Annotated in this window: 14 protein-coding genes and 1 pseudogene; 6 read left to right on the top strand and 9 right to left on the bottom strand. The window is 23.0% G+C overall.

Annotated features, from left to right (window positions below; all coding sequences use genetic code 11):
• The first annotated feature begins 3 nt into the window (after nucleotides 1–3).
• Entirely contained in the window at nucleotides 4–930 is a 927-nt protein-coding gene (gene mdh, locus H0H49_RS00110) for a malate dehydrogenase (protein WP_185864487.1), read from the top strand.
• A gap of 12 nt (nucleotides 931–942) precedes the next feature.
• Here the strand turns inward: mdh and H0H49_RS00105 are convergent, their stop codons facing one another.
• Both H0H49_RS00105 and lptB read right to left on the bottom strand, forming a co-directional pair.
• Nucleotides 943–1569 carry a thiamine diphosphokinase gene (locus tag H0H49_RS00105; protein ID WP_185864486.1) on the bottom strand — a complete coding sequence of 209 codons (627 nt, stop codon included), beginning with the start codon at nucleotides 1567–1569 and terminating at the stop codon, nucleotides 943–945.
• Between the two features lie 6 nt (nucleotides 1570–1575).
• Nucleotides 1576–2304 (bottom strand): LPS export ABC transporter ATP-binding protein, encoded by a 729-nt coding sequence (gene lptB / locus H0H49_RS00100; protein ID WP_185864485.1) that lies wholly within the window; start codon nucleotides 2302–2304, stop codon nucleotides 1576–1578.
• A 64-nt stretch (nucleotides 2305–2368) separates the two neighbouring features.
• Here lptB and H0H49_RS00095 point away from each other — a divergent pair, with 64 nt between their 5' ends.
• Nucleotides 2369–3625: a peptidylprolyl isomerase gene (locus tag H0H49_RS00095; protein ID WP_185864484.1), complete on the top strand. Its 1257-nt coding sequence runs from the start codon at nucleotides 2369–2371 to the stop codon at nucleotides 3623–3625.
• On the opposite strand, the gene H0H49_RS00090 is transcribed toward H0H49_RS00095, so the two are convergent.
• From H0H49_RS00090 to folK, 7 genes and pseudogenes are all read right to left on the bottom strand, one after another.
• Complete coding sequence (locus tag H0H49_RS00090) at nucleotides 3622–5385, bottom strand: ABC transporter ATP-binding protein (protein ID WP_185864483.1); 1764 nt, start codon at nucleotides 5383–5385, stop codon at nucleotides 3622–3624. The two genes, H0H49_RS00095 and H0H49_RS00090, sit on opposite strands and share 4 nt — an antisense overlap.
• The gene (gene truA, locus H0H49_RS00085; RefSeq protein WP_185864482.1) at nucleotides 5363–6124 is read right to left on the bottom strand and encodes a tRNA pseudouridine(38-40) synthase TruA; all 762 of its coding nucleotides are present in this window, start codon (nucleotides 6122–6124) and stop codon (nucleotides 5363–5365) included. The genes H0H49_RS00090 and truA overlap by 23 nt, the downstream gene beginning before the upstream one ends.
• Entirely contained in the window at nucleotides 6125–7303 is a 1179-nt protein-coding gene (locus H0H49_RS00080; protein ID WP_185864481.1) for an aspartate aminotransferase family protein, read from the bottom strand.
• An 84-nt stretch (nucleotides 7304–7387) separates the two neighbouring features.
• Entirely contained in the window at nucleotides 7388–8227 is an 840-nt protein-coding gene (locus H0H49_RS03025) for a hypothetical protein (protein WP_238784945.1), read from the bottom strand.
• Nucleotides 8228–8395: 168 nt separating this feature from the next.
• A pseudogene (locus H0H49_RS03095) lies at nucleotides 8396–8572 on the bottom strand (hypothetical protein); the annotation flags it as partial.
• Between the two features lie 179 nt (nucleotides 8573–8751).
• The gene (locus tag H0H49_RS00070; protein WP_185864480.1) at nucleotides 8752–9123 is read right to left on the bottom strand and encodes a RidA family protein; all 372 of its coding nucleotides are present in this window, start codon (nucleotides 9121–9123) and stop codon (nucleotides 8752–8754) included.
• Nucleotides 9124–9143: 20 nt separating this feature from the next.
• Complete coding sequence (gene folK, locus H0H49_RS00065) at nucleotides 9144–9650, bottom strand: 2-amino-4-hydroxy-6-hydroxymethyldihydropteridine diphosphokinase (protein WP_185864479.1); 507 nt, start codon at nucleotides 9648–9650, stop codon at nucleotides 9144–9146.
• Between the two features lie 63 nt (nucleotides 9651–9713).
• Between folK and H0H49_RS00060 the strand changes: the two genes are divergently transcribed.
• The 4 genes from H0H49_RS00060 to rodA all read left to right on the top strand — a co-directional run bounded on the left by H0H49_RS00060 (nucleotide 9714) and on the right by rodA (nucleotide 15266).
• On the top strand, nucleotides 9714–10754 hold the full coding sequence (locus H0H49_RS00060; RefSeq protein ID WP_185864720.1) for a rod shape-determining protein: 1041 nt from the start codon (nucleotides 9714–9716) through the stop codon (nucleotides 10752–10754).
• Between the two features lie 31 nt (nucleotides 10755–10785).
• A complete protein-coding gene (mreC, locus tag H0H49_RS00055; RefSeq protein WP_185864478.1) occupies nucleotides 10786–11616 on the top strand; it encodes a rod shape-determining protein MreC in 831 nt (276 codons plus the stop codon).
• A 523-nt stretch (nucleotides 11617–12139) separates the two neighbouring features.
• Entirely contained in the window at nucleotides 12140–14038 is a 1899-nt protein-coding gene (mrdA, locus tag H0H49_RS00050) for a penicillin-binding protein 2 (protein WP_185864477.1), read from the top strand.
• Nucleotides 14022–15266 carry a rod shape-determining protein RodA gene (gene rodA / locus H0H49_RS00045; protein WP_185864476.1) on the top strand — a complete coding sequence of 415 codons (1245 nt, stop codon included), beginning with the start codon at nucleotides 14022–14024 and terminating at the stop codon, nucleotides 15264–15266. Before mrdA ends, rodA begins: the two co-directional genes overlap by 17 nt.
• Nucleotides 15267–15282: the final 16 nt, after the last annotated feature.

Here is a 15282-nt window from a genome sequence, read left to right as displayed (position 1 = left end):
AAAATGAAAATAACTATTGTCGGATCTGGTAATGTAGGATCTTCTTGTGCTAGTTTTTTAGCTCAGAAGAATATAGTGGATCAAATTGTTCTATTAGATATTAGAAAAAATTTTTCTGAAGGAAAAAGTTTAGATATTTCTCAAATGATATCTTTAACAGATTCAAGTACTGAGTTAATTGGTGTTACTAATGATTATTCTCAATCAAAAAATTCTGATATAGTTGTAATAACTTGTGGTGTTACTAGAAAACCAGGTATGAGTCGAGATGACCTAGTAAATACCAATGCAAATATAATAAGAGAAGCAACTAAAAAATCTATTTTTTTTTCTCCAAACGCTAAATTTATTATCGTTTCTAATCCATTAGATGTTATGGCTTATGTAAGTTATATAACAGCAAAAATAGATTCTTCTCGTATTATAGGAATGGCTGGTGTACTTGATACAACAAGATATAAATATTTTTTATCAAAAAAATTGGGTTTGTCATATCATGATATACAATCTTTATTGTTAGGGGGACATGGTGATACAATGGTTCCATTATATAGGTATACTTCTATATCTGGAATTCCAATAAAAGAATTTTTATCGGAAGAAGAGAATAATATTATTATTGAAAAGACAAAAAAAGGAGGAGAACAGATAGTCAATTTGTTGGGAACATCTGCTTGGATGGCACCAGGCGCATCTATTGTTAAAATGATAGAATCTATTATAAAAAATCAAAAGCGAATTTTTCCATGTTCTGTTTTATTAAAAGGAGAATATGGAATAAAAGATACATATTTAGGAGTTCCCGTTATATTAGGTAAATGTGGAATTGAAAGAATTATAGAGTTAAAATTAAATAATAATGAAATGAATCTTTTAAAAAAGTCATCTAATCATGTAAAAAATATGATAAATAAAGTAATAAATCATTGATTCTTTATTATTTTATCTTTCTATAAAAATTAATAGTTCACCTTCTATATAATTTATTTCTATTCTTTCATTACAAGATTTATTTCTTATTCCTATATTTTTACCTATTTTGAAACAACCTTTATTAACTTTGTATTTTAATCCTTTAGTTTTTAATCCTTTTACTAAAGGGAATGGAAATAGCGATATATTTTTATTTTTTTTCTGATAGAAAACATTATTTTTATCAGAAAAAAAATAAAAGTGATATCTATCATAGAATATAATAGACAGTTTTTTCTTATATTTTAAAGCTGTGGATAAATTACCTAAAAAATGATCTTGTTCCTTACCACTACCACCCCAAACATCGATATTAAAAAATCCTTTTTTATAAACTATATTTAAAGCTTTATCAAAATCTGTATATTTTTGATTATAAGTGAAAATAGTTTTTTCTAAAGGAATATCTTTTTTTGATATTGAATCAATATCTCCAATTATATAATCAATGGATATTCCTAATTTAGTTAAATAGTAAAAAGCTCCATCAACAGAAAAAATTTTTTCATAAAAGGATATTTTTTTGTGTGATATAAAAGATGGATCTCCATTAAGAAATAATCCTACTTTAGGTCCTTTAAAACGATGATTATTCATTTTTATTTATTTAGAATGAGTAAAAAAACGATTCCCTAAATAAATTCTTCTTACTAAAGAATCCTTCATGAATTCTGTAGTAGTTCCATGTTTTAGCAATTTTCCATTGAACATTAAATAAACACGATCAGTTATCATAAATATATCTTGTACATTATGATCTGTTATTAAAATCCCTATATTCTCTTTTTTAAGAGAAAGAATTATATTTTGTAGATTTTCTACAGATATGGGATCTATTCCAGAAAAAGGTTCATCTAAAAGTATAAATTTGGGATTTATTGCTAAACATCTAGCAATTTCAGTCCTTCTTCTTTCTCCACCTGAAAGAAGATCTCCCCGATTTTTACGGATATTTTGTAATTTTAATTTTATAATTAATTTATCTGTTATTTCACTTTTATTTTTATAATATTTTTTTTGCATTTCTAATATGCATAATATATTTTCTTCTACAGAAAGTTTTCTAAATATAGATGGTTCTTGAGATAAATATCCAATACCATTTCTACAACGTAAATACATTGGATATTCTGTAATATTTTTTTCATTAAGAAAAATTTTACCTTTTGTAGGTTTTACTATTCCAACTATCATGTGAAAACATGTTGTTTTACCTGATCCATTCGGTCCTATTAATCCGACTATTTCTCCTTGAGATAATTGAAAAGAAATATTTTCAACTACATATTGTTTATTATATTTTTTGTATATATTTTGAGCTATTAAGTTCATTAGAACAATAATAATTTGTATTGTATAAAATTTTTCTATTAATTTTATTTAAAATATTTTATTTATGATAAACAGTTTTTTTGAAAAATATTTTTTCATTTTCTTTATTGTTTTTTTTACATATTCTTATTCTTCTACTAAGATAAATGATATAGAAAAAGAAAAATTGGAAAAAATAGGATATATTCCAATGATTATAGGAAATGATATTACTTTTTCTAAAAAAATTAGAACAAATAAAAACTGTAAAGATTTTTTTGATCCTAAAGATCAATTTTTTATTAGAAAATTAATGTTATATCATGCAAAAAAAGATCCATTCATAAAAATAGATGATAAAGAATTAAAATTACAATATCAAATGTTGTTTCCTAAATTAATAATAAGAAATAACAAAAATATAAAAAATTTATCTCAAGAAGAGATAATTGAAATGATTAAAAATGAACAGTATATTCAAAATTTTATCAAAAAAATAACAAGTGATATTGAAGTTACTCCTAAAGAAATACGTGATTTTTTACATATTAATAAAAATAAAATACCTTTTTTACCGAAAATGTTAAATATTTCTTACATAATTTTTTATCCTAAATCAAAAAAAAAACATAATAAAATTACTAGTTTATATAATAATATTAAAAATAAAATACGTTCTGATTTAAATTTTTCTTCTGAAAAATTTAAATACCCAGGATTAGACATAGTTTCAATAAAAAAATTGAAAATTAATCTTCTTCCAAAAGAATTTGGAAATGTGATTCGTAATTTAAAAAAGGGAGAAATATCTGAACCTTTTGAAACAAACTTAGGATTTCATTTAATAAAATTAGAAGATAATAGAAACGATGAAGTAGACATAATACATGTAATAGACAGAAAAAATAATAATGATAATAAATATGATAAAAATACATTGTATAAAACAAAATTGTATGCTAATACTATTAGAAAACGTATTCTTAATAACAAAATTAGTTTAGAAGATATATCTAAAAATAAAATAGAAAATGTATCTATATTGGAAAATATATGGGTTAATGAAAATAATTTATCAAAAAATATGATTAAAGCATTACGTCATTTAAGAAAAGGAAAAATTTCTTATCCATATGAGGATACTATAAATGGCAAAAAAATATTCTTTATTCTAAAATTTTTAGATGAAATTCCATCTCGTCCTTTATCTTTTGATAAAGATTATATTATACTAGAAAATTTCATAAGAGAAATGAAAAAAAAAGAAAAAATAAAAGAATGGGCAAAAAGTATATCAAATAAAACCTATATAAGAATTAATAATTGTTCATACTCTTCTTAATTTAAATTCTTTTTAAAAGATTCTTTGTATAATCCTGCGTAATATCCATTTAAATATATTAATTCATCATGAGTACCTTTTTCCACAATATGTCCCTTATGAATCGCAAGTATTTTATCTGCATTTTTTAATGTAGATAAACGATGAGTTATAATTATAGAAGTTTTTTTTCTAGTTAAAATTTCAGTAGCTTGATATATCATTTTTTCTAATTCTTTATTTAATGATGCTGTAGCTTCATCTAAAATGAGAATAGAATAAGGATGCATCTGTACTCTTAAAAAAGAAATTAGTTGCTTTTCTCCAAGAGAAAGATACCCTCCTCTTTCTTTTACTACATATTGATACCCATTAGGTAATGAAGTAATAAAATTATGTACTCCTATTTTTTTAGCTACATTTTTTATTTCCTCTATACCAATAGAAGTATCTCCTAAAGTAATATTATTCATAATAGAATCATTAAATAAAAATGTATCCTGTGCTACTACTCTTATATGAGATCTTAAATTTTTTAATTCAATATCCTGTATATTATGTCCATCAATCCATATATTTCCTTTTTTTATATCATATAATCTAGAAATTAAATGTGTAATTGTAGATTTTCCAGACCCGGTAGATCCTACTATAGCAACTTTTTCTCCTGGTTTTATTTCAAAAGAAATCCCATTTAGAACCATTTCATCATTATTTTCCATATATGAGAAGTAAACATTATTGAATACAATATGTCCTTTTAATTTCCTTAAATAAATTTTTCCATTATTAGGAGTTATTTCTTCATCAGAATTTAATATATAGAAAATCCTCTCTATTCCAGCTATACCTCTTTGTATAATATTAAATCGATCTGCAATTTGTCGCATTGGACGAAATATAAGATAAATAAAAAATATAAAAGCAATAATTTGACCTGGTTGAATATTATCCTTACCAATAGCATAAATTCCTCCATAAAATATTACACCGCTTATCGTAAAAGAAGATACTAATTCAACTATAGGAAAAAAAATGGAAAAGTAAAATATAGTTTTAAAATGAGATTTCATTAAACTATAATTAATGGACTTAAATTTTAAATATTTTTCCTTTTCTTTGTTAAATAACTGAACAATAGACATTCCTATAATATTTTCTTGAAGAAAACTATTTAAACGAGACGAATATATTCGTTCTTCATGAAATGTCTTTTTTAACGTTTTTTGAAAAAAACGAGTGATAAAATACATAAAAGGTATTGTTAAAAAAACAATAAAACATAATTTTTTATGCACAGTATACATCATAATTATGATCATAATGATTCTTAAAATATCTCCTGAAACAAGTAATATACCATCATTAAATATTACTGTGATAGTTTCTATATCAGAAACAGAATAAGAAACCAATTTTCCTATAGGAGTTTTGTTCAAATAAGTACTATTGAAATGCAATAATTTGTTAAATAATAATATTTTAATTTTTTCAATTACATTTTGTGCTAAAACATTTGATAAATGCAACAAGATAAAATGAAATATACTTTCTAAAAAAATGAGAGAAATTATTAAGATTATTATCTTTTGTAGACCAATAAAATCTTTGTATAAAATATAAAAATCTATAGCTTTCTGAATTAATTTTGGTCGATAAGCAGAAATAAAAGATATTAATATAGATATGAGTATTGTTGATATTAAAATAAATTTATAATTCAAACTAATTTTAATAAATTCCATGAAAGAAGATTTTCTATTTTTCGAATTTTTTTTCATAAAAAATGTCTTCTGGATAAATAATATTAGTAAGAAATAAACCACATGCAGGAACTATAGAACTAGAATAATGATATTTTTTTTTTAATTTTATAATTTCATTGAATTCATCAATGTCAATTTTTTTTCTACCTACATCTAAAATTGTTCCTATTATAGATCTTACCATAGATCTCAAAAATCTATTAGCTTCAATAGTAAAACAAAAAATATTTTTTTTAAACGACCAATAAGATTGATAGATATGACATATATTATTGTTACTGCTAGAATTTTTTTTACAAAAAGAACTAAAATCTTTATAATCCATTAAAATTTTTGCGGCTTGATTCATTTTTTTAATATCTAATGAATAAAAATAATACCAACAAATATCACGATAGAATGGATTTTTTTCACATGTAAGAAAATATTTGTAGGTTCGACTTGTAGCATTAAATCTAGCATGAGCATAATTTTTAACTGGAAAAATACTGTTTACTTTAATGGAATGAGGTAGAAATATATTTAGTTTATATAAAAAATTATCATGAATTTGATTTTCGTAATCAAAATGTGCAAACATTTGTTTAGCATGGACCCCCGTATCTGTTCTACTAGCTCCTATTATATTTATAGGAGTTTTCAATAATTTTGAAAAGCAATACTCTAATTGACCTTCTATAGTATTTACTTTTTTTTGGACTTGCCATCCATGGAAATTCTTTCCATTGTAAGATAATTCTATAAAAAATCTCAATTATTTTATTTTTGTTAAACTATCCATAATAATCGAACATCCTTTAAAAATATCATCTTCTGTAATAGTTAATGGAGGAGATATGCGTAACGCATTTTCCTTAAATAAAAAAGGAAATAATATCAATCCATTTTTTAAACAATATTCTAATATTTTCCTAGTATAATTTTTATTTTTTAATTCAATAGATAAAAGTAATCCTTTTCCACTGATATTTTTAATTTTATCATGTATTAAATATTTTCTAATCAATTCTTCTTTTACTGAAACTTTTTTCATTAAATCAGAATTTATAACTTGATCTAAAGTAGATAACGCAGCAGAAGCTGCTACAGCGTTTCCTCCAAACGTGGTCAAATGTCCGAGTGGAATAAAAGATTTCATAATTTCTTTAGATGAGACAAATCCTCCAATTGGTATACCTCCTCCCATTGCTTTTCCCATTATTAATATATCAGGGATGATTCCATAATGTTCAAATGCAAATAGTTTTCCTGTTCTTCCAAATCCAGTTTGTATTTCATCAAAAATCATTAAAACTTTTTTATGGTTGCATAAATTTCTGATTTTTATTAAAAAAGAGATATTAGGTAATATAATTCCAGAAGAACATTGAATAGTTTCTAAAATTATACATGCTGTTTTTTCTGATATAGAATCAACTAATTCTTCTATATTATTATAATTAATAAATTTTACTAAAGGAATAAGAGGTCTAAAATATATTTTCTTATCTTCATTTCCCATAATACTCATAGAACCATGAGTACTTCCATGATATGATAATTTAAAAGAAATAATTTCTTCTCTACCTGTATAAGCTTTAGCTAATTTTAAAGCTCCTTCTACTGCTTCAGTTCCTGAATTAACTAAATATGTATTTTTAAGTGGAAACGGAAGATTATCTGCTATTTTTTTGCAAAGTAAAACAGAAGGTTCCTGTATAAATTCTCCATAAACCATAGTATGCAAATATTTATCTATTTGTTTCTTTATTGCTTTCTTAATTTTTTTATTGCCATGTCCTAATACGTTTACAGAAACTCCCGATACAAAATCTAAATATTTTTTTCCATTTTTTCCATAAATATAATTTCCATCAGCATAATCAACTATTATTTTCATTGGTCTAGGATTTATTTGTGCTTGATATTTTAAAAAATCATTTTCTATTTCCATAAAGTTTTATTTCGTTATTTTACAAAATTTTAACAACATAGTATTTATAATTTTTTTCCAAAAAATTTTTGATTTTGAATAATATTATCTTCGAATTTTAATAAAAATTTTTTTATAAATATTTTCTTTGTTAAGAAATATGATTGTAATTTTTCTTTTTATTTCATCAAAATCAATAAAATGAATAGGTATTTCAGTAATTTTTTGTTTATCAATCCATAATATTATAGGGGAACCAAAAAATTTAATTTTTCTTTTTGAGGAATCAATAATTAAAAACTTACATTTTCCTTTGATATATTTATTTATAATAATATTTTTAACGGAAAAAACATAAGTTAAATATGTTGAATTTTTCTCTAAAATTTTTATAAAATCTGCATTAATGTATATTGAATATTTACTATTACTTGATTTATTACTATAAATAATATTTGGTCTTTTTTTGAGAGAAATATTTTTTTGATTTAAATCGAAAATTCCATGTCCTTTAAATAAAAATTTTCTTTCTCTATTTTTTATCGATAGATTATCAAATAACAACTTACCATTTTTTTGATCAAAAAAAAGTGAATTTCCTATGAATACTATTTCTTTATAATATATTTTGTATTTTCTAAATATAAAAATTCTTTTATTTATCAAAAAAGATGTTTTATTAGATAGTAATAAATGATTATTTAATTTATTTTTAACATTTCTTTCTTTTTTAAGAATAGCAGGAGTATAAAAATTTATTATATTTTCTTCTAATAAAAATTCCATTGCATTAGAATATAAAGTATAATTTCCATCAAAAATTTTAACCTTATTTTTTAAATTTGCTTTTCTTTTTTTGGAAAAAAAATAACCTTTATTACTATATATAGTTAGTTTTAATTTATTATTATAATAATGAATCCAAGCTCCATTATTATAATACAATTCTTTAGATTTTAAGTTATATTCTAAAACATTAGTTTTTATCTTTATAACTTTATTATAATAACAGATAACATGACCAACAGATCTAAATATTCTTTTGTGAAAGAAAAAATTAATGGTATCTGCGAAAAGTTTAGTATTTCCATAAAATAATTTTGTACCTCCTGAAAATCGTAGATGTGTTCTCCCTATATATTCTATCTTTTTAGAAAGTATTTTATTTTCTTTCGAAATTAACTTAACTTGTCCAAATCCATAAAATTTCCTTATTTTATTATGATAATAATAAACAGCTTTTTTACAAAAAAGATGATATTCATTATATTTTAAATGAACATTTCCTATTAAAGAAATAGAATGAGTACTATCATTTTTTTGTATAGAATCAACATGTATAATTTTTATATTACTGCATCCTATTTTATTAGTTAATAGAACAAATAATAATATAATTATCCATAAATAATTTTTAAAAAAAAAGTTGTAATGCGATAGATTATGATATATGACATTTATTTGAATTATTATTCAATGAATCCAATCATAGAGATTTCTATATTAGCATTTTTTGGTAGACCACTGACTTGAACAGTTTCTCTTGCTGGATAATTATCCTTTATAAAAAATTGTGAATAAATTTTATTGATTTTTGAAAAATCATTAATATTTTTTACAAATATTGTAGCTTTTACAATATTTGTAAAGTCAATTTTATTTTTTTTCAATATAATTTCTATATTTTTCATAATTTCTTTTGTTTCTCTTTCTATACTACTACTTTCTTCTATATTTTCAGCTATTTGTCCAGAAATAAATAAAAAATTTCCAGAAAGTACACAAGTACTATATGGACCATAACATGGAATTTTTTTAATTGAAGTCTTTTTTAAATTCATAATATAAAATTACACTAATGTTAAAGTTTTTCAATTTTTGATTTATCTAAACATAAACCTAATATTTCTATAACTCGTATGTTAAATACAGGATGGTTTTTATTTGGAGCTATATCACACATAGGTTCTAATGCAAATCTACGTAAATGAAATAATGGATGTGGAATAGTTAAAATTGAACTATATATAATTATATTATCGTAAAATATAATATCTATATCAATTTCTCTATCCTGATATTTTTTTATTTTTTTATCATGGTGTACTTTTTTTCTTCCCATAGATAATTCTATTTTATTTATTTCCTGAATGATGCTCATTGGAGTAAGATGTGTTCTTATATGTAAAGCTCTATTATAAAATGAATATGTATTATTACTCATATTCCACGCTTGACTTTCAAAATAGGAAGATTTTTTAATAATAGTTCCAATATTATCAGCTATTAAAGCCAAAGATTTTTCTATATTTATTTCTCTATTTTCTTTATTACTTCCTTGTAACAAAAAAATATTATGTTCTTGCAAAATCGAAAAATTTGTATTAATATACAGTTTTATTTAAAAAACTTACTTTTTCAAAAAATATCAATGACATTAGTAGTAGATTTTATGAAAAATCTTTTTACTCAAGAAATAGCTATAGATTTGGGGACTGCTAATACTTTGATTATGCATAATAATAAAGTTGTTGTAGATTTTCCTTCTATAATTGCCATAGATGTAAGAACGAAAAAAGTATTAGCAGTTGGTGAGGAAGCAAAAAAAATGCAAGGTAAAACTCATGAAAATATTAAAATATATAAACCGCTAAAAGATGGAGTAATTGCTGATTATCAGATAGCAGAACTTATGATAAGAGAATTTATCAAAAAAGTTCCAGGAATAAATAATAAATTTTTCACACCATCACTTATCATGGTCATTTGTATACCTTCTGGTATTACAGAAGTAGAAAAAAGAGCGGTAAAAGATTCAGCTCAACATCTTAATGCTAAAGAAGTATATCTTATTGAAGAACCTATGGCAGCAGCTATAGGTTCCGGAATATCAGTAACAAAAGCAGAAGGTAATATGATAATTGATATAGGTGGAGGAACTACTGAATGTGGGGTAATAGCACTAGGAGGAATCGTTTGTCAACGATCTATCAAAATAGCTGGAGATGTTTTTACAAATGATATTGCTTATTTTCTCCGTACTAAATATAATTTATATATAGGTGAAAGGACTGCGGAAAAAGTAAAAATAGATATAGGTGCTGCGATGGAAAATATTGATTCTCCACCTGATGATATTCATATACAAGGAAGAGATTTACCTACCGGTAAACCTAAGGAAATGCATCTTTCTTATAAAGAAACAATTCCAGCACTTGATAAATCAATTTTACGTATTGAAGATGCAGTTATGGAAACTCTTTCTATGACCCCTCCAGAACTTGCTGCAGACATTTATAAAACAGGAATTTATATGGCAGGTGGAGGTTCTTTATTAAGAGGTTTAAATAAAAGAATTTCAAATAAAACTGGACTTCCCGTTTCTTTAGTAGAAGACCCATTAAGGGCAGTAGTAAAAGGAACAGGTGTTGCTTTAAAAAATATTGATAAATTTACATTTTTAATGAAATAGTAAAATAGTTAGTTGAATCATTATTTTTATTATGCATGAATTTTTTAATTTTTTTTTAAAACGTCGTTTTCTATTTTCATTTATTTTACTTGAATTTACTGCAATTTTTTTTTCATATTCTAATTTTGAAACAAAAAGATACTTTTATACAGGTTCTTCGAACTTAATTATTGGAAATATTTATAATGCAATTCATCAATTACGTCGTTATTTTTTATTAGAAATTGAGAATAAAAGATTAATAAAAGAAAATAGGTCTTTACGTAATGATAGTTTATCTTACAAAATAAAAAAAATATCTGATTTTAAAGAAGATAATGTAGAATACTTACAACAATATATTTTTACTCCTGTAAAAATTCTGAATCATACTATTAACGAAAAAGAAAATTATATAACAATAAATAAAGGAAGTATAGATGGTATTAAACCAGATATGGCAATTATTTTACCTAATGGAATTGCCGGAATTATTATAAAAACATCTCCACACTTTAGTATAGGTATATCTCTACTAAATACAAATATTAAAGTAAATGCTAGATTAAAAAATAATAAAAATTTTGGTACGCTTACTTGGGATGGAGTAGATTATGAATATGTGATATTGTATGATATACCAAAACATTCTATTGTTCAAAAAGATGATATTGTAGAGACAGATGGAAAATCTGCTACTTTTCCTGAAGGAATTCCAATTGGAAAAGTATATTCTTACCAATTTGATCATGAACATGCAAATTATATTATAAAAGTAAAATTAATCGAAGATTTTTCTACTATAGAAAGTGCTTATGTAGTAAAAAATTTATTTCAAAAAGAATGGGGGAATATTCAACTTTATAAAGTTGAAAATAACTAATGAACAACTATATTATAAATTTTTTTATTTATGTTTTTTATATTTTACTTTTCTTTATAACACAGATATCTATACTAAATCCATTATTTTTATTAGGAAAACATTATTGTATTTACATATATATTATATTTTTTTTATTATATCCATATAATAATAAAAAAAAATATAAGTTTTTAATACTGTCGTTTTTCATAGGATGGTTTATTGATCATTGTATGAATACTGGTGGTATTCATGCTTTTTCCTCTACATTATCTTCATTTTTAAGAAGTAAAATTTTACAATTTTTTTACAGAAATTATTTCATCAATAAAAATGATTTTTCTATTTACAATGTCCGTTTTTCTAGACAAATATTTTATATATTTCTTTTAGTATTTACACATTATATTTCTTTATTAGTATTACAGTCATTAAAAATCGCTAATTTTTTTAATAAACTAATCATATTTAGATTCATATTAAGCAGTATTTTTACAACTATTTTATGTATTATATATTTTTTTTTCAAAAAAATTAAACTTTGAAAAAACTGTATAAGTTTTACATTTTATTAACTATTGTAGGTGTAATTTTTATATTTAGATTATTTTATATACAAATATATACTGAAAAATATATATTAAATGCATTTAATACTTCTATAAAACAAGAAGTTATTATTCCTGAACGGGGGTCTATTTTTGATAGGAATAATAACTTGTTGGTATTTAATAAATCTATTTATGAATTAATAGTTATTCCAATACTTATTGATGATGGAAATTTCAATATTGTTGAATTTTGCAATCTTGTAGGAATTGAAAAAGAAACGTTTTATAAAAATTTGGAAAAGGCAAAATCTTATTCAAAATATCTTCCTTCTGTTTTTTTGCCATTTATATCAAAAGAAAAATTTGCTTCTATTCAAGAAAAATTATATAAATATAGAGGTTTTGATTGGATAAAAAGACCTATAAGAGATTATAAAGTAGATAGTTCTGCTAACGTTTTAGGATATATAGGAGAAGTTACACAAAAAGATATAAAAAAAGAATCTAATTATTATCAAATGGGTGATTTTATTGGTTGGGCAGGAGTGGAAAAATCTTATGAAAAAGTGTTGAGAGGAAAAAAAGGAATAAAATATTGGACAAGAGATAGGAATGGGTGTATAATAGGTAGTTATAATAATCAAAAAAATAATGTTAAAGCGGTCAGTGGTAGTGATATATCTCTTACTATTGATTGGAATTTACAAAAATATGCGGAAAAGCTTATGTATCAAAAAAAAGGTGGTATTGTTGCTATAAATCCAAAAAATGGAGAAATACTATCATTAGTATCTAGTCCCATAAATAATCCAAATTTATTTGTAGGATTAAATAGAACTAAAGAATTTAAAAAATTAATGAAAAATACAATAGATAACCCTTTATTTGATAGAACTACACAAGCACGTTATCCTCCAGCTTCTCCATTTAAATTATTAACTGAATTAGCGGGTCTACAAATGGGAGTAGTTGATGTTAATACAACTTTTATTTGTTACAAAGGATTCAGATATGGTAAAAAAATAATTCATTGTCATTCAGGTTTTCATGGGTTTCCTATAGGTGTAGAAACTGCAGTTGCTATTTCTTGCAATAATTATTTTGCGCAAGTTTATAAACGTATGATAGAAAAATATCCTAAAAATTTAACAAAAGGAGTTAATGAATGGTGTGACATTATTAAAAGTTTTGGATTCGGAAATTATTTATCTAGTGATTTAGCAACAGGAGAAAAAGGAGTAATTCCTTCTGGAGATTATTATAATAAAAAATATGGGAGTCCAAAAAAATGGAATGCTATTACTATTATTTCTAATAGTATAGGTCAAGGTGAAATTAATGTGACCCCTATTCAGTTGGCAAATATGGTTTGTGCTATAGCAAATAAAGGTTTTTTTTACACTCCACATATTGTTAAATATATTAACCACTATCCTACATTTAATAATAATTCTACTTTAGCCAATTTCACTAAAGTAGAACACAAATATTTTCAATCTATTATTAATGGAATGGAAAAAGTTTTCATAATTGGAACAGGAAAACATTTTAAATCTTCGGATATTAGAATGGCGGGAAAAACTGGAACAGCTCAAAATTTTATAAGGATAAATAATCATAAAGTAGTTTCTTTACCTGATCATTCAATTTTTATTTTATTTGCCCCAGTAGAAGATCCAAAAATAGCTATATCTGTTATAATAGAGAATGGAGGATATGGTTCTCGTTGGGCTGGACCAATTGCAAGTTTAATTGCAGAAAAATATATTAAAAATTATGTAAATAGAAAAAATCTTGAAAAAAAAATAATGAATTCAGGATTACAAAAAGTATATGATACTATAGCGAAAACGAAAAAATTAAAATATTCCTTTGATAAAAAGAAATAAAATACTAAGAAATATTGATTGGATTATCGTAATCATTTATATTATGATGGTTATTTTTGGATATACTAATTTATATTCTGTTTCACATGAAAAAGCTGAAAAACAATTAATATGGATTATTTTTAGTTTTATTTTTATATTCATTATTTTTTTATTTAAACCAACACATTATAAGTATATTACTCCGATATTTTTTTTATTTACATTACTTCTTCTTATTGGAGTTTTCTTTTTTGGTAAAAATATAAATGGTTCAAAATCTTGGTATGTTTTAGGTCCTATTAGTTTTCAACCTTCTGAATTATCAAAAATATCAACATCTTTGATGATATCTCATTTAATAAGTAGTTATCAGTATGATATAAAAAATAATAAAAGAACATTATTATATATAATGACTGTATTTATAATCCCTTCTATTTTAATTTTTATTCAACCAGATCCTGGTTCTTCTGTAATATTTTCTTCTTTCATTTTAACTTTATATAGAGAAGGACTTTCTATTTATTTTATTATTTATTTTCTATTTTCTATTTTTCTATTTTTTTTTTCGTTAAAAGTCCCATATTGTATTATAGAATTTTTTTTATTTTGTGTTTTTGTACTTATTTTTATTTTTAGAAAAAGTTTTTTCTTAAAAAGAATATTATTTTATATATTTTTATTAATAAATTTTTCTATTATTTCTATTTTTTCACCATTTTTTTTTCAAAAATTTTTAAAACAACATCATAAGGATAGAATTGATATATTATTTCAAAATGAATTTGATAAAAAATACAGAGATAATGTTGGGTATAATTTATTATATTCAAAAACAGCTATTGGTTCTGGAAAATTATTTGGAAAAGGATATCAAAAAGGAACTATAACAAAAGGAAAATTTGTACCAGAACAACATACTGATTATATTTTTTGTTCTATTGGAGAAGAATGGGGTTTTATAGGAAGCGTAATTTTTATCATATTTTATCTATTATTTATTAGTCGTATTTATTTCTTGTCTGAAAGACAAAAAGATTCTTTTGGTAGGATTTTTGGATATTCTGTTGGAAATATTATTTTTATTCATTTAATTATTAATTTAGGTATGGTTATGGGACTAATTCCTACAATAGGAATTGTATTGCCATTTTTCAGTTATGGAGGTTCTTCTTTATGGTCTTTTACTGTTTTATTATTTTTATTTCTAAGAATAGATGCATCAGATCAAACTACTTTGATATAAAAAAATGGAAATATGT

Source organism: Blattabacterium cuenoti, from assembly GCF_014252035.1.
GTDB classification, from domain to species: domain Bacteria; phylum Bacteroidota; class Bacteroidia; order Flavobacteriales; family Blattabacteriaceae; genus Blattabacterium; species Blattabacterium cuenoti_Z.
This window is presented reverse-complemented; position numbering and strand designations above follow the sequence as displayed.